Below are 18,334 nucleotides of genomic sequence, written 5' to 3'. Positions count from 1 at the left end.
AAAAAATCCCTGAACCGCAGGCGCGTGTTTTCGCTCGAAGCGGTAGAGAGGCGTGTAGGGGGTGCCATGCGCACCGCCTGCAAACCGCCTCCTGCTGGCCGCCCTGACACCGGCGGGCATTAGTCATTACCGCCTTATTTACGCTAGAGACAGGTCAATGAATTACAGCTGGCGCGAAGGGAACCAGGCCGATCTGCTGGCCACTGGAGAGGATTACTTTTCTCGTGTTTTCGCATGCATTCACGAAGCCCGGGAAGAGGTACTGCTGGAAACCTTCCGCATTGCCGAAGACGACGTGGGCCTGGCCCTGCAGCAGGCCTTGATTGCTGCGGCCAATCGTGGCGTGCGGGTCGAGCTGACCGCCGACAACTACGGTACCCACGACCTCAGCCAGTCATTCGTCAGCGCCATGACCGATGCCGGTGTTCATGTGCACCTGTTCGCCCCCGCGCCGCGCCTGTTCGGCTGTCGCACCACACGCTTTCGCCGCCTGCACCGCAACGTCCTGGTGATCGACGGCGAGCACGCCTTCATCGGCAGCTTTGCCTACTCGACCGGCCACTCTTCCCCTGGCGCAGCGCAAAACTATGCTCTGGCCGTGCGTGGGCCGGTGGTGGCCGATATTCACCGCGATGCCCTGAACCAGTTGCCAGACGCAGGCCGTCAGGCCAACCCGATCAAACCGGTCACTCGCCACGCGGGCAGCGCACGCCTGCGCCTTACCGTACGCGATAACGACACCCATATCCATGACATCGAAAGCGAGTACTTGCGCATCATCCAGGCCTCCACACAGCGCCTGGTAATCGCCAGTGCCTGTTTCTTCCCTCGCTATCCGCTACTGCGGGAAATACGCAATGCCGCCCGGCGCGGGGTCAAGGTCACCCTGCTGCTCCAGGGGCAAGCGCACATGCCCTGGGCCTACGGCTTCTCACGGCTGCTGTATGACTTCCTGTTGCGTGATGGTGTCGTCATTCATGAATACGACCAGGCTATCCTGCACGGCAAGGTCGCCCTGGCCGATCACGAATGGGTCAGCGTGGGCTCCAGCAACCTCGACCCACTCAGCCTCGCGCTGAACCTGGAAGCCAACCTGATGGTGCGCGATGCCCCCGTCAACCGTAGCCTGCACGACCATTTGCTGGAGCAGGCACATACCCACTGCCGCCCTGTCGAGTTGCAGGCTGCCACTCGCGGGTATTGGTGGCGGATACCGCTGATCGTCCTCGGATTCCAGTTCCTGCGCCGCTTTCCCGCCCTCGCCGGCTGGTTCCCCGCCCACACGCCGCGCCGCCCACTCATCGATGCCGAGCAGGCCCACCTGCAATACGACTCCGAGAACGCCGCCTGACGGCTATCTCCATATGGCGCATTCTTGTAGGGTGCGCCATGCGCAACGGTCTTCGGCAACAGGACGCTCCGCACAATACGGCTCCCCCTACACAACCGAGTCGCTCATGAGCGTGCTTGTCAGAACCTTCCGTGAGAGTGACCGAGAGCCATTACGCCGCCTCTACCAGGCAGCGCGTAATGCTGCCTTCACCTGGGCGCCTGTAGATGCCCGCCCGCTCACCGACTTCGACAAACATACCGAACAGGAGTTGATCCTGGTGGCGCTGATCGGCCAGGAGCCCGTCGGCTTTGCCTCGATCTGGGAGGCAGACAGCTTCCTGCACAACCTGTTCGTGCATCCGCAGCATCAACGGCAAGGTGTTGGCCGCGCCTTGCTCGGCCACTGCACCCAGCATTTCACCGCGACGCCGACGCTGAAATGCCTGCAAGCCAATGCAAGCGCCATCCGTTTTTACTCTGCATATGGCTGGCACGTGATCGATGAAGGGGAATCATCCGACGGGCCTTATTTCCTGATGGCTTGGAGTCAAGCCAGCCACAGCCTGTAGAGCGGAAACTCCCTGCCGGAAATGGCAGGGAATTGCCGCCTGCACAGGTGCGAGCAACGGCCGAAGTCCTATATCGCGTGATAGACAGAGGTGGCATAACTCCTGCTTTCCCGCCGGGCAGTTACAGTGAGGAATGCCCCATGCGGATCGACACAGCCACTACCCTCTACGCCACCCAGCGCCCCGCCGCCACGGCTGGACAACCCGAGTCCAAGGCATCATTCGCTGCGATGCCGAATGACAAGACGAACCAGCCCGTCAACACGGGGCCGAATGCCGCCCGGGATACGGATAAACCCGACTTCACTAGCATGACCCGGCAGCAGTTGGCCGACTGGATGAACGAGCAGCTCAGCGCTGGCAAGATGACCCTCGATGAAAGCTCGGCCTTTCTCGGCATGACGATCAGCATCCCGGTCGACGGCAGCAAGGGTCCCGACATGCGCGCCGATACCACGCGCTTTGATTTCATCTCCAAGGCACGCCTGGGAATCGACGGCGCGCTGTCGCACAACGACCCAAAATTGGCCGCGCGCCTGGAAAAAGCGATCAGCATCATGCAACGTACCCAGAACGCGGGCAGCGGTATCGATACCCGCGCGTAAGATACTCGCAACGATAATGCTCAGCCGTTTCAGGTAGTACGATGATCATTGAAGCCTTCAGGTACAAACAATGGGCCGACACGCGGACGCTGGAGGCGGTAAACCGTATCGATGGGGAGCACTTTCCTTCTGCCGTGGCGTTTGCCCGGCAACAGCTGAATCACATGATCCGAGTCGAGGAAATGTTCAAGGCTCGCCTTCTCGGCTCACCGGTACCCCATGGCTCGACGAACAGCGAAGCGGTGCCTGAACTTCCCGAGCTCATGCAGCGCATAGACGACTCGAATCGATGGTTCGCCCAATACGTCAACGAACTCACTGCCGAACACAGGGATCAGCAGGTGTTCTTTCAGTTCGTCGACGGCAAGCAGGGAGCGATGACGCGTCTGGAAATCCTCTTCCATATCGTCAACCACGGCACCTATCACCGGGGCGCGATCGGCCATGCCCTCGACCTGGCCCAGGCACCTCGCCCGGCCGATACCTACACGGTGTTCATTCACGCGGCTGAACCCGAGCGCCGTGAACGCGCCAGCACTGGCTGCACCTCTTCCCCCTCAGACCTCACAGGCTCGCCATGTCCTTGATCGCCCCGACACCCGCACCGCCTTACTATGCGGTGATTTTCACGTCCCAACGTACCGATGGGGACAATGGCTACGCAGAGATGGCAGTTCGCATGGTGGAGCTGGCATCCCGTCAGCCAGGCTTCCTGGGCGTCGAGTCGGCCCGGGAAGAGGTCGGCATTACCGTGTCGTACTGGTCCGATCTGGAATCGATCAAATACTGGAAAGCCGACATGGAACACCAGCAAGCGCAACGCGCTGGCCGTGAACGCTGGTACTCGACCTTCAAAGTCAGGATCGCGAAGGTCGAGCGAGACTACGGCCTGTAGCCAACGGCTGCGGTAGACTGCCCTCCCGCCCTGAACATCGGCCACGACCATGGTCCAGATCAAACCAGCAACGCCGAACCACATCCCCGCCATCCTGCCGCTCATCGAGCATTACTGGCGCTTCGAGGGCATCGGCGGGTTCGATGCCGAGCGCGTGGGCTATCAACTGAACCGGTTGTTCTCCAACCCCGACCTGGGGGCAGGCTGGATCGCCTATGTCGATGGCGTGGCAACCGGCTATCTGCTGGCCGTTCAGGTATTCAGCCTCGAATACCTCGGCCTGACCGCGGAAATCGACGAATTCTTCGTGCTGTCTTCGCAACGGGGCGGTGGTGTCGGTGCCGCACTGCTCAGGGCGGCCGAGGTCGAATTCATCCAGCGCGGCTATACCAACATGGCGCTGCAACTCGCGCGCGGCAATGACGCGGCACGGGCGTTCTATCACCGCCAGGGTTATATCGACCGTGCGGGCTATGAGCTTCTCGACAAGCACCTGGCTGCCGCCCCACCCACATCGATCCCAGGCTGACCACGATGCTCTGTCTACACGGCAAACACATCCACCTGCGCCCTCTGCTCGAGTCCGACGCCGACGCGGTGGTGGCTGCGGCCAGCGATGGCGAACTGTGGCGCCTGAACGTGACCGTGGTGCCGTCCGCCGACACGGTAAAGGCTTATATCAATACGGCCCTGAGCGGGCAGGCGCAAGGTACGGTGCTCCCGTTCGTCACGGTGGCCAACTCGACCGGAGCGGTCATCGGCAGCACGCGGTTCTGGAAGATCGACAGCCACAACCGCAGCCTCGAGATTGGCCACACCTGGCTGGCGAAGTCCTGGCAGCGTTCGGTCGCCAACACCGAGACCAAGTACCTGATGCTGCGCCATGCGTTCGAGACACTGGCCTGCATCCGTGTGCAGTTCACCACCGACGTGCTCAACGAGGCATCACGCCGCGCAATTCTTCGCCTCGGCGCCGTCGAAGAGGGCCTGATCCGCAATGAGCGCATCATGCCGGATGGGCGCAAGCGCACATCGGTGCGTTTCAGCATCATCGAGGATGAGTGGCCGGCAGTCGAAGCGCGTCTTTGCGCCAGACTTGATGGCAATGTGGCCTAACCCTTTCCTTGCCTGAGCGTCTTGCGGCACTCTCCACACTCATTGATCGCCCTAACTCACTGCCGAACGGGAGCACCATGCACGCACTTGAAAACAGGATTCCACCGCCACTGGTAGCCACGTTCTCCGGCCTGTTGATGGGGCTTATCGCCGTGCTGACGCCAGGTATCGATCTGCCGACGTCCGTGCGTATCGGCCTCTCGGTCGCGCTGGTCGCCCTCGGGCTGTTCTTCTGCCTCGCCGGGCTGGTGTCTTTTCGCCGGGCCAAAACCACCATCAACCCGCTACGCCCGGCCCGGGCCTCGGCGCTGGTCAGCTCAGGTATCTACCGGATCTCTCGCAACCCCATGTACGTGGGCTTCGCACTGTTTCTGCTGGCACTGGCGGCCGGCCTGGCATCGGCGTGGTCACTGATCGGCGTTGTGGGCTTCATGCTGTTCATCGGCCGCTTCCAGATCACCCCGGAAGAGCGCGCCCTGAACGGCCTGTTCGGCGACGAATACAGCGCCTATCAGCGTCGGGTTCGCCGCTGGATCTGAGCACCCCGACTACAGCCAAACGCGGGCGGTACCGCGCATCACTGTTTACGCCGCTCCAGCCAGTCGATGCAGTGCGGCACCACATTGAGGATCAACAGGGCCAGCACCGTACAGGCCACAGCGGTGCCTTCGCGACCGAGGCCGGCAGAGATACCGATGGCCGTGGTCAGCCAGATACCGGCTGCGGTTGTCAGGCCCTTGACCTTGGATTCCTCGTCGCTTTTCAGGATGGTGCCGGCACAGAGAAACCCGATGCCTGCCGCCACCCCCTGAATCACACGACTGAGCGCATCGCTGCTGGCACCCGACTGGGCCAGGGCCAGCACGAACAGCGCAGCACCCACCGCCACCAGCATATGGGTGCGAATACCTGCCGCCTTGCCATGCTGCTCGCGCTCGAAGCCGAGCAAGCCACCCAACAGTGCAGCCACCAGTACGCGCAGTACCACACGGGTGATGTCATCCACTTCCTTGATGTCGGAAAACTCGTCTATCACGGTGGCCCGGATGACATCCCAGGTACTCACGATGACAGTCCGCCAACCAGCGCAGCAGAAGCCTCTGCGGGCAGGTAGCGGTTGGCGCCGCAACGGCTGCAGCGTTGGCAGAGCAACGCTTCGTTACCGACATGCATGGGCGTGGCCTGTGCCCAGACGCAACCACCGATCAGACAGAGAAATGTCATGTCACCTCCTCGAGCACCCGATGCGCACTGGCGCGTGGATATCGCGTTCAGGATTTCGACCGGGGCAGTTCGGAGAAGGTTTGAGCAATTTGTGCGCGAAAAATAAAGATGAAGCCTTTTGCCAGGTCACAGGGTCTACAGCTTCAAGACGTGTGTGACCTGCGTGCTGATGATCTGGCGCGGCGTCGCTACCCACCATTGCGAGTAGCTCGGCATCATGAAGAACCTGGAAACACCCACCACGAAACTGGCCCTCTATGGCGCCCTGGGCAGCATCGGCAATGCGCTGATGGTCGAGGCCCTGCACCGGCAGTACGAGACCACGGCCGTTCTCGATGACCTCAACGCGATTAACTCGCGGCCCGGTATTCGCGCCAAGAGCGGCAACCTGTTCGAGGCCGTGAGTGTCAGCCAGAGCGTGGCGGGGATGGATGCGGTGATCTGCGTGCTCGCCAGTGACCACCTCGACGCAGGCGCCAGCAATGCATCTGCCGCAAGTGCCGAGCGCCTGTCCAACGCGGTGACGGCCCTGCTCGATGGCCTGGTCGTCGCCGGCGTGAAACGTCTGCTGCTGATTGGTGACTTCAATTGGATGGAGCATCCCTCGGCAGTCGGCGAATACATCCAGCAGCGCCTGACCGGCAGCCCGGTGGCCTGGACCCTGGTGGAAGCACCCGAGGTCGCGGATGACCTGTTGCAGTTCGACGAACTGACCCAACCGGCCAGCGAACCGGGTGGCCCGGTCGATGTGCTGCAGCGCTTCGCCGCTGGCGCGCTCGACGAACTCGAACTGTGCCTGCATGTGCACTGCCGCCTGCACCTGATCGATCAGCAATAAGCGGTGCGGTGAAACCATTGCCGTCCTGCTGATGACGGCCTGAACCCACGTCGGAGGTTACTTCGATGAACCCGGAAAGCCTGATACTGCTGATGATCTGTGCCTGGCTACTGCTGGCAGCAGCCCTGCTCTGGGGCATGCTGCGCGTGGCCCGCCGCCATCAACGCGATGCCTGGGAACAGCACCAGCACAAGAGCCTGCCGGCCAATGCCGACGCCAAGCGCCCAGCCGTGCCGAAACCGCAGCGCCCATGGCGCAAGATGATCCCGACGCTGTATCACCGCCTGGCTCGTCATCCACAGCACTAAGCACCTGTCTCGGATCTACGCGCATTGACCGAACCGCGTTGAAACGGCTTCGACAAATCGGCACACCTCGCTCTTGTCTAGCTCTGGGGTATGTTCCCGTTTCTCTTCAACGCATTGAATAGGATGGAAATATACGTCCAATCCAGCCCTTGGAACGGACTTCTTTGAGGCACAAGCGGACACCGCAATTGGTGGGCTGAAGCCCACCCTACGCGGGGGTATGACTCTGTAGGGTGGGCTTCAGCCCACCAACCAGTGCGTCATGAAACGCTAAGGTCGAACGTCCGCAACTGCCTCGATCCGGGCATCCATGCCGAAACGTCAACAGACCCTAGCTTGGGAGATCGGAGACCGGTTCCGAACGCCGGATAGCCCTGCGGCAGGCATCATTGCCTGCCGCAGGGCTGGGACGCCATCAGGCAGGAATGCGCTTCGCTTTTGCCTCCCGCGCCCAGACCCGGTGCTTGCCGATCGACGCAACGAAATCCGCGCTCAGCTTCGCCGCCTTGCCTGCACTGAGCAGGCCTGCATCCTTCTCCAGGTGCAGTTGCCCGGCGATGTCAGCCGCGCTGCCACACAGGGCGATGGTCTTCAGGTGCTTATAGGCTTCGAGCACGTAGTGCAGCGCCACGCCATCCTCGGCGAACTGCTTGGCCGCTTGCGCACCACCCGGGATGAACACCGCATCGAAGGCAATCGACGGCAGGCCTTTCATGCTGTCATCCGGCGTCAGGGATGAGCCATTGGCGGCTGTAACGGCTGCCGAAGTCGGCGCCACCAGCTTGGCACTGGCCCCCTGTTTACGCAGCACGTCGAGAATATGCTCGATGTCGCCGCTTTCCACGCCATCGGCGATCAGGATCGCCACCTTGCGCGATGCGATGGAGTCCGGCAGCAGGTTCATCTGGCTCAGCGCCGGCGAGGCTTTCAGCTTGCGTTTGAGCGTCGGCCGGGTAGGACCGTTCGGTGGCGTGAGGCCAAGATTCTTCGCCACCTCGGTCGCCAGCACCATATCGATATTGGCGAGGATTTCATTCACCTGGCGCTCACGGATGAACACGCGCTCAACCTTGCCCAACTCGAAACTGTAGGCCGCGATGATGTGCGCCTTTTCCACCTCGCTCATGCTGTTCCAGAACAGGGTGGCCTGGGAAAAATGGTCTGCGAACGAGTCGGCACGCTTGCGCAGTTTGACCCCGCTGACCGCCTGCGGATACGAAACGAAGCCCCCACCCCGGGGCGCTTCAGGCACCTCCTTCGGCCAGCCACCATCGATGGAGTTGGGCTCATAGGCGGCCCGCCCCTTGTTGATGGTCTGGCGGTGGGGCGCATCGCGCTGGCTGTTATGGAACGGACAGACCGGCCGGTTGATCGGCAGCTCGTGGAAGTTCGGCCCACCCAGGCGCAACAACTGCGTATCGGTGTAGGAGAACAGACGCCCCTGCAGCAGCGGGTCATTGGTGAAATCGATACCCGGTACGATATTGCCCATCTGGAAGGCCGCTTGCTCGGTCTCGGCAAAGAAGTTGTCCGGATTGCGATTGAGCACCATCTTGCCCACTGCGCGCACCGGCACCAGCTCCTCGGGGACCAGTTTGGTCGGATCCAGCAGGTCGAATTCGAACGCGTATTCGTCCGCCTCCGGAATGACCTGCACGCCCAGCTCCCACTCGGGGTAATCGCCCGCCTCGATGTCGTCCCACAGCGAACGGCGGTGGAAGTCCGGGTCCTTGCCGGCCAGCTTCTGCGCCTCGTCCCACACCAGCGAACGCACCCCGGAGGCCGGCCGCCAGTGAAACTTGACGAACACGCTCTGCCCTTCGGCATTGATCAGGCGGAAGGTATGCACGCCGAACCCCTGCATGGTGCGATAGGTCACCGGAATCGCCCGGTCGGACATGGTCCATAGCACCATGTGTGCGGACTCGGGCGTCAGTGAAACGAAATCCCAGAAGGTGTCATGGGCCGAGCCGCCCGTAGGAATCTCGTTGTGCGGCTCGGGTTTGACCGCGTGCACGAAGTCGGGAAACTTGATGGCATCCTGAATGAAGAACACCGGCATGTTGTTGCCGACCAGATCGAAGTTGCCCTCGTCGGTGTAGAACTTCACGGCGAAGCCGCGCACGTCTCGCACCGTGTCCGCCGAGCCGCGCGGCCCTTGTACTGTGGAGAAGCGCACGAATACCGGGGTTTTCTTGCCCGGCTCGTTGAGAAAGTCCGCCTTGGTCAGTTCGCTCAGCGGCTCGTAGACCTGGAAGTAACCATGCGCCGCCGCGCCACGTGCATGCACGACGCGCTCGGGAATGCGCTCATGGTCGAAGTGGGTAATCTTCTCGCGCAGCAGAAAATCCTCGAGCAGGCTCGGCCCGCGCTCACCCGCTCGCAGGCTGTTCTGGTTGTCGCTGATGCGGGTACCGGTGTTGCTGGTCAGGGCCTGGCCCGTCGCATCATCACGGAACGCGTCGAGTTGCTCGGTCTTGCGGTTGAGGTTGGCACGGTCACGGGTATCGGTACCAGCCATTGCGCTGGTGTTCTTTTTCTTTACGGCCATCAGAGTATCTCCGGGTAGCAGGCGGCCAACGCTGTCGGCTCACGGACCGACAGGTGGCGTTATCGATAGGAATTTCTGCGTCTGGATGAACCACTCAAGCTCGGTGCTTAGCGATTCTCGGGGCGACTGCTGTGACGGCCCCCTTTGCGACCAGCCTCGGCTGCCCGTTGCGGGTCATGGCGAAAATTGCCGCCACTGACCTGGCCACCTTTTCTGCCCGCATCCACGGCGCGTTGTGGATCGTGTGCAAAGTTTCCTTTGCCACCCCGGTGTTCGGTCATGGGTCTCTCCTGTTCGGCACAATCAGGCCATGGATGCACGGTGCATCTAATGAATGGGAGACCGGGTAGACGCAGAGGTTCTATGTTTCGCTAGAGGAAGTCGGTCTGTGAAACACAAATGACCAACGAAATGGAACCATGGCAAACGGCCAGCCCCTGCGCGTATTCGGGACCGGTTATCGGGTACTTCGGCAGGCATTTGACACGCCCCTTCTCAGCCACTATTCCTTCAATTCCTGCGTGCAGTTGCGAACCCGTGACAGAGGCAATCCATAGCTGTTTCTGCCGCCAAGCACGCTGCAGCATTCGCGCGAATCGACCCACCAGGCGGGCGCTTTTTCCCTCAATGCGACACCCGAAAAGGATGGACGGCAATGATGAGAAGAGCAGCATTGAGCGTACGAGAAATCGAACACGAACTGATCAGCAGCATGCCCAAGACCAAGCTGCACTGTCAGTTCATTGGTGATGGCTCGTTGAACATCCAGGTTCACTATCAGCACAACCACCTCACCATCGTCGGCGTGAAGCGCGATGACCTGGACAACGTGGCAGCCGTGCAGGAACTCGGCAAGGTGCTGCTGGCCGAGGTGAAAAGCATGCAACCCCTGCACGGCTATCCGCTGGAATAGACCCCGCGTCATTTATCTTGTGCACACCCGGCAAGCCGGCCCCACACGATTGATAAGTGGCCGGCGCATGCGCTCTTCGTGTCCCATCCATCTGCTTGCCATTGCATAACCTCCCGCACGCTGATATCTGTATATACAAACAGTATTCAGCATTCACCTCATGCAAACCCCGCTGACCCCCGACTTCTACTACCTGGCCAATTTCCACAAGGTGCTTGCCTGGTTGGGCGAACGCTATGACGACCTGCTGGATGCGGATGAACGTACCTTCCTGCACCAGCTGCCTGCCTTGCCGCTGCCTGCGCAAGCCCTGCTGGTACGGATGATCATGCGTAAAGGCGTGCATTTTCGCGCCAGCAAGCTCAGCTATGGGGAAATCGGCTGCCCCCACCAGGCGGCCCAGCCACTGCTCGAGACCGGCTGGATTACCGACCGCGCACAACTGCCTCTCAGTGATCTGTTCCCCGTGCTGCGCAAGGGCGAGATCCTCACCAGCTTCGCTGCGCATGCCCCACGCGCCCAACTGCGCAAACACGAGTTGCTGGAACAGCTGGATGCCCTGTTCGACGAAACACGCAGCTTCGCTGACTGGTGCCCGGACCTGCCCGATACCCTCTACTCAGTGACCATCGATGCGTTATGCGAGCGCCTGCGCCTGATGTTCTTCGGCAACCTGCGCCAGGACTGGTCGGAGTTCGTCCTCGCCGACCTGGGCATCTTCCGTTATGAGCAGGTGGCACTAGGCCCTGACTCCCGCGCCTTTCGCCAGCGTGCGGATGTCGATCACTACCTGCACCTGCAACGCTGCCGAGAACGCTTCGAGGCCGGCGAGCCGATCATCGACGTGCTAGACGCCATCGGCCCACCCATCAGCGACAATCCCTACCTGACCGGACGCCGAGACAAGCTGCTGTTTCGCATCGGTCAGCACCTGGAACGCGAAGGCGAGGCAGATACAGCGTTGGCGGTGTATCGCGCCAGTGCACACCCCGGTGCTCGCCAACGCCAGGTACGGATACTCGAACGCCAGGCGCGCCATGCCGACGCCCATGCCCTCGCCCAGGAAGCCCTGGCCGCGCCGTTCAACGATGCCGAAGCGCAACTGCTGCAGCGCGCGCTGCTGCGCCTGAACCGCCAACTCGGTCTGCCGGCACCGGCAAAAAACCGCTCGGCCGCCCCCAGCCGCCTGGACCTGAACCTGCCACGACCGTCTGGTTTGAGTGTCGAGCATTGCGTACGACTGCATCTCGGCGAGCCCGAAGCACCCGTGCACTACGTGGAGAACACGCTGATCTGCGGGCTGTTCGGCCTGCTCTGCTGGGAAGCAATCTTCGCCCCGCTGCCCGGCGCCTTTTTCCATCCCTTTCACAGCGCCCCGGCCGACCTGCTCGCCGCGGACTTCGCCCTGCGCCGGACCTCACTATTCAACGAGGCCTTGAACCTGCTGGACACGCCGCACTACCCGCAACGCATTCGCCAGACCTATCAGGACAAGTTCGGTATCCAGTCACCCTTCGTGCACTGGGGCGTGCTGGATGAAACCCTGCTCGACCAGGCCCTCGCCTGCCTGCCCGCAGCGCACCTGAAAGCCTGGTTCACGCGCCTGCTCGGCGACATCCAGGCCAACCGCGCCGGCATGCCCGATCTGATCCAGTTCTGGCCCGCGCAGCAGCGCTACCGGATGATCGAAGTCAAAGGCCCTGGCGACCGCCTGCAGGACAACCAGCGCCGCTGGCTGGCGTTCTGCGCCGAGCACGGCATGCCGGTGGACGTGTGCTACGTGCAATGGACCGATGCGAGTGATGCCGTGCAAACCGACACGGCGCTACCAGCATGAGCTACCGGATTGCCGTGCGCGCCCTGTGCGAGTTCACCGCCAAGGCCGGTGACCTCGATCTGCGCTTCACACCAGCGCCCACCGCCCAGGAAGGCATGGCCGGACATGCCACCGTGGTCAGCCGACGCGGGGCGCACTACCTGGCGGAGCTGTCGCTCAGCGGCGAGTACCAGAACCTGCAGGTGCGTGGCCGGGCCGATGGTTATGACCCGCTGGCCAACCTGCTGGAAGAGATCAAGACCCACCGGGGCGATGTCAGCCGCATCCCCGACAACCACCGGCAATTGCACTGGGCCCAGGCCAAGGTCTATGGCTGGCTGTTGTGCGCCGCACAGGAACTGGACGAGATCGACCTGGCCGTCGTCTATTTCAACGTCATCACCCAGAAGGAAAGCAGCGTTCAGCAGCGCTACAGGGCGAGCGAACTGCGCACGTTCTTCGAGTTGCAATGCAATCGTTTCATTGCCTGGGCCGAGCAGGAACAGGCGCATCGCCAGGTCCGTGATCTGGCTCTGCAAAACCTGCGTTTCCCCCACGCGCAATTTCGCAGCGGCCAGCGCCAACTGGCCGAGGCGGTCTACCGGGCCGCCCGCGATGGCCATTGTCTGATGGCGCAGGCCACCACCGGCATCGGCAAGACCCTCGGCACGCTGTTCCCGCAACTCAAGGCATTCGCCGAGCAGAAGCTGGATCGCCTGTTCTTCCTGACCGCTAAGACGCCGGGGCGACGCCTGGCCCTGGATGCCCTGGCCACCCTGCGCGGGCAGGAAACCGCGATGCCGCTGCGAGTGCTCGAACACGTGGCCCGGGAAAAGGCCTGCGAGCATCCCGACAAGGCCTGCCACGGCGAATCCTGCCCGCTCGCCAAGGGCTTCTATGATCGCCTGCCCGCCGCCCGCCTGGCCGCCCTGCAACGCGGCTGGCTCGACCAGAGCAGTGTGCGCGAGGTGGCCCTCGCCCATCAGGTCTGCCCCTATTACCTGAGCCAGGAGCTGTGCCGCTGGAGCGACGTGGTGGTGGCGGACTACAACTACTACTTCGACATGAGCGCCCTGCTTTACAGCCTGACCCTGGTCAACGACTGGCGCGTGACCGTGCTGGTCGACGAAGCGCACAACCTGATCGAACGGGGGCGCAAGATGTACACCGCCGAGCTGGACCAGGCGGCCTTCAACAGCATGCGCCGTGGCGCGCCAAAGTCGCTCAAGGGCTGCCTCGACCGAGTCGCCCGTCACTGGGGGCAGTTGCACAAGGACCAGGAGCAGGCCTATCAGGTGTATCCCCTGCCGCCCGACCTGTTCATCGCTGCTCTGCAGAAAGCCGTCAGTGCAATCACCGATCACCTGACCGACCAGCCCACGGGTAACGCCGCCGACCTGCTGAACTTCTACCTCGACGCCATGCTGTTCTGCCGATTGGCCGAAGCATTCGGCGACCACTCACTGTTCGATATCAGCCGCCACGGCAATTTACGCGGGCCGAGCCTGTCCACGCTGTGCCTGCGCAATATCGTGCCGGCGCCATTTCTCGCCGAGCGCTTCGCCACCGCCCACAGCAGCACGCTGTTTTCCGCCACCCTGAGCCCGGCTCATTTTTATGCCGACCTGCTTGGCCTGCCAGCCGAGACCCCGTGGCTGGATGTCGAGTCACCCTTTGTCGCCGAGCAACTGCAGGTGCAGGCGGTCAGCAACCTGTCCACGCGCTACCAGCACCGCGAGCAGTCCCTGGCGCCCATCGTCACCCTGATGGCCCGGCAGTTCCGCCAACAGGCCGGCAACTACCTGGCGTTCTTCAGCAGCTATGCCTACCTGCAACAAGTGCTCGACCTGTTCCAGCACGAACATCCGCAGATTCCGGTATGGGTGCAGTCCAGACAGATGGACGAGGCGGCGCGCGAACAGTTTCTCACACGCTTCCACGTCGATGGCCGTGGCATCGGCTTTGCCGTGCTCGGCGGGGCTTTTGGCGAGGGCATCGACCTGCCGGGAGATCGCCTGATCGGTGCCTTTATCGCCACCCTCGGCCTGCCCCAGATCAACCCGGTCAATGAGGAAATCCGCCAGCGCATGCAGGAGCTGTTCGGTGCCAGCGGCGGCAGCGGTTACGACTACACCTACCTCTACCCCGGCTTGCAAAAGGTCGTGCAGGCCGCAGGCCGGGTGATTCGCACACAGCAGGATCGCGGTATCGCCTACCTGCTCGACGACCGCTTCAACCAACCCGCCGTCCGTCGTCTGTTGCCAAGCTGGTGGAAGGTCCAACGGTGGCGATTGCTCGCCGACCACGAACCGGTGGCATGAGCGTTTTGGAAATCACTCGATCTTTTCCAATGCGCCGCGGTCTAGAGTGAGACACCCTCGCCTGTCTCTCCCTCCCTCATCATGCAGATTGCACGACTCCACAAGGCCCGACCGTGCAGATTGCCAGATAATGGCTTTTCAAAATCACACCAAGTCTTTGATTTTAAAAGAATATATATAAGTTAAAAGTTTGGCATGACTGATGCTGCTTTAACCCTTGTGGGTTCATTCATAAGGAGCATCGCCATGCAGCAGCAACCAGCCTTGAGTTCTTTTTCCGATGCCTTTCCCGAGCATGCCGTTTCGCTCATGCCGCGTCCGGATGGCAGTTTGCTGATCAAACTGGAGAAGGAAGAGAACCTTACGTTCAGTCGCGCCATCGACGCCAAGGATCTGTTCTGCCCCATGCGTACGAGCAAGGTGATCCACCAGATTCAACGCGACATGAATCTGGATGATGGCAATGTCGTGCTCGATCAGCAGTGGATGACCACCGACCTGCCCACCTATCTGGGCCAGCCCATCCATCTGCGGGCTATTCAGACCCTGGTGGCGAAAAGAAGGATCAAGTGAGCAAGATGCCTGACTAGCAGCGCCCGGCTCCTTCATGGCCCCGGCGACAGGACGTCATCGGGGCCACCTGCTCAACCGCAATTCTCGGTCGGCAGGTTGCTGCGCAAGCGATAGCGACGCTGCGTATCGCGCTCCACCAGGCCACAGGCACAAAGACGGCACAGCACCTGGCGTACGGTCAGGACGGAAATGCTCTGATCACTCACCATCAGTTCGGCGTGCAAGGCGCTCGATGGCAAACGCTGGCCTTGGCGCTCGGCTCTCTGCAACACCTCAAGCACCTTCAGACGAACCAGGCTGACCTTCAGTCCGGCACTGTGCAGCAAACTCTTCTGCTGCTGGTTGTGGCTGGTATTCATGCACGTTCTCCCTTGGCGGTGCGCCGCTATAGCTCCAGACCTCGTTCACCCACCCGAGACAGGCAGATGGCCAGTATCGAATCAGCGTCTCTTACCTATAAAGACGAACGAGCGCGGAAAAACCTGCACGCCATTTGGAATCTTTTTGACTCACACCCCGAGCTGGCTTTGTGCTATTCCTGAGCAACCCGCCAACCTGGCCTGGCCAGGGTGCAAAGCAGCCACTGCACACGAAGAACTGCGGCACGTCGGGATATGCTTCGGGATGGTGGGCCACAAGCCCGCCCGTGACAGACAAGCCAACTGGGGACAAACATGAAAAGGCTTGTGCTGCTGGTCGTTGTGCTGGCGCTAGCCGGCTGTGCCGCCAATGCAAAAACCTACGAAAAGAAAGGCCGTCGCGGCCTGCACATCGATTGCTCCGGCATCTCGTCGAGCTGGGAACAATGTGAACAGAGAGCCAAGGATTCCTGTGGCCGCAAAGGCTATCGGGTGGTGGCCAAGTCAGGGGGCGAAAAGTCCGACGACGATTCAGGTGATTTCCTGTTCGGCATCAACCCTGCCGGCTTCTCCAGCCGCAGCATGATCGTGATGTGTCGCTGACCCATCACTGACCTACCGATCACACCGCATTGATAATGGGCCTGCGCCAACTCAGGTGCTCAGCGCAGGCACGACTGTCCTCTACTGCATCACGGAACGGACCCGGTCATATCGACCTGCCTGCCCCGCCACCGTCACGATCTCACCAATGAACTGAGCGAGATCGCAACGAGGCGCGATGCTCATATATAGCCGAGGACCAGCAACACGATAATGATGACGAGTACCAGGCCCAGACCGCCACTGGGCCCGTAGCCCCAGGCACGACTGTGTGGCCAGGCCGGGATGGCGCCCACCAGTAACAGGATCAACACGATCAGCAGTATGGTTCCCAAAGTCATGGCCGTTCTCCTCGAACGTTGGTGCATGAAAATATGGTCAGCCGCGTTGAATTTGAAGTGAACGCGCTGGCTATATCCAGGAACGTGGGCACTACACCCATAAAACCCCTGTACCAGTTCCGACCTGCACCCGGCGCATTTGGTTTAGCTCGTTTTTTCCGGTCGTCTTTTTCGTGCCCTTTTCGGAAAATGTCGCCTTATGTTTCCACCGCCCGATCCGATAACCTCCCGACGCCTGCCTCCAACGGCATCGCCCATTCCTAGAAAGTCCCCTCACCTTCCCACATAGAGGTTCGCGCCATGCTGTTACGGCGTCTGAATATTGCTCCACGAGCCACGCTCAGTTTCTCCCTGGTCGCCCTGCTGGTTGTGCTGCTTGGCCTGTTCGCCTTGAGCCAGATGAAAGCGATCCGCGCCTCGACGGTCGCCCTCGTCGACACCACGATGCCCAGCTATGCCTCCCTCGGCACCATCAACGAAAAGATGCTGCGCCTGCGCATCGTCTCCTTCCGCATTCTGGTCGACCGTGAGCCCGACCAACTGGACGCGACGATGGCGCGCAAGGACGAGTTGGTCGACCAGTTGAACAAAGCCCTGGCCATCTATGAGCCGCTTCTCAATTCCGATGAGGAGAAACGCCTGTTCGTTTCCTTCAAGAGCGAACTGGACGCCTACCTCACCGTCAACAACCAGTTGATCCAGCTGTCCCGCGCTGACCGCGTCGACGATATCCGCGCCCTGCTGGGTGGCCAGTACAAGCAGCACTCCGACCGTCTCGGCGTATTGCTGGAAGATCTCATGAAGATCAACAGCCGTGACGCGTCCCTGGAGGCCAAGGCCGCCGACACGGAATACGACTACGCGACGTCCGTCGTCGTGGCCTTCATGCTGGTTGCCGCCGCGCTCACCGGCATTCTCGCCATGCTGCTGACCAAGAGCATCGTGCAGCCACTGCGCCAGGCCGTCAGGGTTGCCGAAACAGTGGCCGCCGGCACCCTCACCGACACCATTACCGTCAGTGGCTCCGACGAGCCCGCGCACCTGCTCGGCTCGCTGCGCACCATGCAACAGAGCCTGAAGAACACCCTGCTGAGCATTGCCCACTCATCCGAGCAACTGGCGTCCGCAGCGGAAGAACTGAACACCGTGACCGAAGATTCGAGCCGTGGCCTGCACCAGCAGAACCAGGAAATCGAACAGGCCGCCACGGCGGTGAACGAGATGACCACGGCGGTGGATGAAGTGGCCCGCAACGCGGTGGCAACCTCCGAAGCCTCGCGCAGCTCGGACAAGAATGCCCGGCAGGGCCAGGAGCAGGTGGACCGCACGGTCGAGTCGATCAGCAACCTGGCGCAGGACGTCAACACCACGTCCGGTCAGGTCGAAGAGCTGGCCGGCAAGGTCAACGGCATCAGCAAGGTGCTCGACGTGATTCGCGCCATCGCCGAACAGACCAACCTGCTGGCATTGAACGCCGCCATCGAAGCCGCGCGGGCAGGCGATGCCGGACGCGGCTTTGCCGTGGTCGCCGACGAAGTACGGGCCCTGGCCCATCGCACGCAGCAGTCGACCCAGGAAATCGAGCAGATGATCGGCGGTATACAGCAGGGCACCAACCAGGCCATGACCGCCATGCAGACCAGCACCGAACGCGCCCGCTCGACCCTGGACATGGCCCGCGCCGCCGGTGAAGCCCTGGCCCAGATCACCGATGCGATCAGCCATATCACCGAGCGCAACCTGGTCATCGCCAGCGCCTGTGAAGAACAGGCCCAGGTGGCTCGCGAGGTCGACCGCAATCTGGTCAACATCCGCGACCTGGCCACGCAGACCTCGGCAGGCGCCAACCAGACCAACGCGGCCAGTCAGGAGCTGGCGCGCCTGGCCATCGACCTCAACGGTTTGGTGACGCGCTTCTCGATCTGAATCACGCCAGCCGGGCAGGCACTGCAACGTGCGCTGCCCGGCCG

Annotated in this window: 21 protein-coding genes and 2 pseudogenes; 17 read left to right on the top strand and 6 right to left on the bottom strand. The window is 61.7% G+C overall.

Annotated features, from left to right (window positions below):
• Positions 1-157: 157 nt before the first annotated feature.
• The 8 genes from clsB (at position 158) to ACWPW0_RS07640 (ending at position 5,056) form a co-directional block, all read left to right on the top strand.
• On the top strand, positions 158-1,351 hold the full coding sequence (clsB, locus tag ACWPW0_RS07675) for a cardiolipin synthase ClsB (RefSeq protein ID WP_454254933.1): 1,194 nt from the start codon (positions 158-160) through the stop codon (positions 1,349-1,351).
• A gap of 106 nt (positions 1,352-1,457) precedes the next feature.
• The gene (locus ACWPW0_RS07670) at positions 1,458-1,901 is read left to right on the top strand and encodes a GNAT family N-acetyltransferase (RefSeq protein ID WP_454254932.1); all 444 of its coding nucleotides are present in this window, start codon (positions 1,458-1,460) and stop codon (positions 1,899-1,901) included.
• A gap of 140 nt (positions 1,902-2,041) precedes the next feature.
• The gene (locus ACWPW0_RS07665) at positions 2,042-2,506 is read left to right on the top strand and encodes a hypothetical protein (protein ID WP_454254931.1); all 465 of its coding nucleotides are present in this window, start codon (positions 2,042-2,044) and stop codon (positions 2,504-2,506) included.
• Between the two features lie 41 nt (positions 2,507-2,547).
• Complete coding sequence (locus ACWPW0_RS07660; RefSeq protein WP_454254930.1) at positions 2,548-3,093, top strand: DinB family protein; 546 nt, start codon at positions 2,548-2,550, stop codon at positions 3,091-3,093.
• A complete protein-coding gene (locus ACWPW0_RS07655; RefSeq protein WP_454254929.1) occupies positions 3,084-3,401 on the top strand; it encodes an antibiotic biosynthesis monooxygenase family protein in 318 nt (105 codons plus the stop codon). The genes ACWPW0_RS07660 and ACWPW0_RS07655 overlap by 10 nt, the downstream gene beginning before the upstream one ends.
• Before the next feature lie 49 nt (positions 3,402-3,450).
• Complete coding sequence (locus tag ACWPW0_RS07650) at positions 3,451-3,930, top strand: N-acetyltransferase family protein (RefSeq protein WP_454254928.1); 480 nt, start codon at positions 3,451-3,453, stop codon at positions 3,928-3,930.
• A 5-nt stretch (positions 3,931-3,935) separates the two neighbouring features.
• The gene (locus tag ACWPW0_RS07645; RefSeq protein WP_454254927.1) at positions 3,936-4,517 is read left to right on the top strand and encodes a GNAT family N-acetyltransferase; all 582 of its coding nucleotides are present in this window, start codon (positions 3,936-3,938) and stop codon (positions 4,515-4,517) included.
• 77 nt (positions 4,518-4,594) lie between these two features.
• A complete protein-coding gene (locus ACWPW0_RS07640; RefSeq protein WP_454254926.1) occupies positions 4,595-5,056 on the top strand; it encodes a methyltransferase family protein in 462 nt (153 codons plus the stop codon).
• A gap of 38 nt (positions 5,057-5,094) precedes the next feature.
• On the opposite strand, the gene ACWPW0_RS07635 is transcribed toward ACWPW0_RS07640, so the two are convergent.
• Together ACWPW0_RS07635 and ACWPW0_RS07630 are read right to left on the bottom strand one after the other, a co-directional pair.
• The gene (locus tag ACWPW0_RS07635; protein ID WP_447595592.1) at positions 5,095-5,586 is read right to left on the bottom strand and encodes an MgtC/SapB family protein; all 492 of its coding nucleotides are present in this window, start codon (positions 5,584-5,586) and stop codon (positions 5,095-5,097) included.
• Positions 5,580-5,741 (bottom strand): PSPA7_2676 family Cys-rich small protein, encoded by a 162-nt coding sequence (locus tag ACWPW0_RS07630; RefSeq protein WP_447590623.1) that lies wholly within the window; start codon positions 5,739-5,741, stop codon positions 5,580-5,582. Before ACWPW0_RS07630 ends, ACWPW0_RS07635 begins: the two co-directional genes overlap by 7 nt.
• A gap of 217 nt (positions 5,742-5,958) precedes the next feature.
• Here ACWPW0_RS07630 and ACWPW0_RS07625 point away from each other — a divergent pair, with 217 nt between their 5' ends.
• Entirely contained in the window at positions 5,959-6,579 is a 621-nt protein-coding gene (locus tag ACWPW0_RS07625; RefSeq protein ID WP_454254925.1) for an NAD(P)H-binding protein, read from the top strand.
• Positions 6,580-6,644: 65 nt separating this feature from the next.
• On the top strand, positions 6,645-6,887 hold the full coding sequence (locus ACWPW0_RS07620; protein ID WP_447590619.1) for a hypothetical protein: 243 nt from the start codon (positions 6,645-6,647) through the stop codon (positions 6,885-6,887).
• A gap of 415 nt (positions 6,888-7,302) precedes the next feature.
• Here ACWPW0_RS07620 and katE read toward each other — a convergent pair whose 3' ends face one another.
• Both katE and ACWPW0_RS07610 read right to left on the bottom strand, forming a co-directional pair.
• The gene (gene katE / locus ACWPW0_RS07615) at positions 7,303-9,438 is read right to left on the bottom strand and encodes a catalase HPII (protein WP_454254924.1); all 2,136 of its coding nucleotides are present in this window, start codon (positions 9,436-9,438) and stop codon (positions 7,303-7,305) included.
• 128 nt (positions 9,439-9,566) lie between these two features.
• Positions 9,567-9,695: pseudogene (locus ACWPW0_RS07610) on the bottom strand (general stress protein); the annotation flags it as partial.
• A gap of 398 nt (positions 9,696-10,093) precedes the next feature.
• On the opposite strand from ACWPW0_RS07610, the gene ACWPW0_RS07605 reads away from it, so the two are divergent.
• The 4 genes from ACWPW0_RS07605 to ACWPW0_RS07590 all read left to right on the top strand — a co-directional run bounded on the left by ACWPW0_RS07605 (position 10,094) and on the right by ACWPW0_RS07590 (position 15,061).
• A complete protein-coding gene (locus ACWPW0_RS07605) occupies positions 10,094-10,351 on the top strand; it encodes a hypothetical protein (protein WP_454254923.1) in 258 nt (85 codons plus the stop codon).
• Positions 10,352-10,511: 160 nt separating this feature from the next.
• Positions 10,512-12,188: a VRR-NUC domain-containing protein gene (locus ACWPW0_RS07600; RefSeq protein WP_454254922.1), complete on the top strand. Its 1,677-nt coding sequence runs from the start codon at positions 10,512-10,514 to the stop codon at positions 12,186-12,188.
• Complete coding sequence (locus ACWPW0_RS07595) at positions 12,185-14,488, top strand: ATP-dependent DNA helicase (RefSeq protein WP_454254921.1); 2,304 nt, start codon at positions 12,185-12,187, stop codon at positions 14,486-14,488. The genes ACWPW0_RS07600 and ACWPW0_RS07595 overlap by 4 nt, the downstream gene beginning before the upstream one ends.
• Before the next feature lie 246 nt (positions 14,489-14,734).
• Complete coding sequence (locus ACWPW0_RS07590; RefSeq protein WP_447590610.1) at positions 14,735-15,061, top strand: DUF3509 domain-containing protein; 327 nt, start codon at positions 14,735-14,737, stop codon at positions 15,059-15,061.
• A 71-nt stretch (positions 15,062-15,132) separates the two neighbouring features.
• On the opposite strand, the gene ACWPW0_RS07585 is transcribed toward ACWPW0_RS07590, so the two are convergent.
• Positions 15,133-15,420 (bottom strand): hypothetical protein, encoded by a 288-nt coding sequence (locus tag ACWPW0_RS07585; protein WP_447590609.1) that lies wholly within the window; start codon positions 15,418-15,420, stop codon positions 15,133-15,135.
• 315 nt (positions 15,421-15,735) lie between these two features.
• Between ACWPW0_RS07585 and ACWPW0_RS07580 the strand changes: the two genes are divergently transcribed.
• On the top strand, positions 15,736-16,023 hold the full coding sequence (locus ACWPW0_RS07580) for a hypothetical protein (RefSeq protein ID WP_447590608.1): 288 nt from the start codon (positions 15,736-15,738) through the stop codon (positions 16,021-16,023).
• 182 nt (positions 16,024-16,205) lie between these two features.
• Here ACWPW0_RS07580 and ACWPW0_RS07575 read toward each other — a convergent pair whose 3' ends face one another.
• The gene (locus ACWPW0_RS07575) at positions 16,206-16,364 is read right to left on the bottom strand and encodes a DUF3309 family protein (protein ID WP_447590606.1); all 159 of its coding nucleotides are present in this window, start codon (positions 16,362-16,364) and stop codon (positions 16,206-16,208) included.
• Between the two features lie 300 nt (positions 16,365-16,664).
• Between ACWPW0_RS07575 and ACWPW0_RS07570 the strand changes: the two are divergent.
• Both ACWPW0_RS07570 and ACWPW0_RS07565 read left to right on the top strand, forming a co-directional pair.
• Positions 16,665-17,432 (top strand): annotated as a pseudogene (locus tag ACWPW0_RS07570) (MCP four helix bundle domain-containing protein); the annotation flags it as partial.
• Entirely contained in the window at positions 17,427-18,290 is an 864-nt protein-coding gene (locus tag ACWPW0_RS07565; protein ID WP_454256710.1) for a methyl-accepting chemotaxis protein, read from the top strand. The pseudogene ACWPW0_RS07570 and the gene ACWPW0_RS07565, both read left to right, overlap by 6 nt.
• The last annotated feature ends 44 nt before the right edge of the window (positions 18,291-18,334 follow it).

Source organism: Pseudomonas sp. Marseille-Q8238 (genome assembly GCF_965111915.1).
This window is presented reverse-complemented; position numbering and strand designations above follow the sequence as displayed.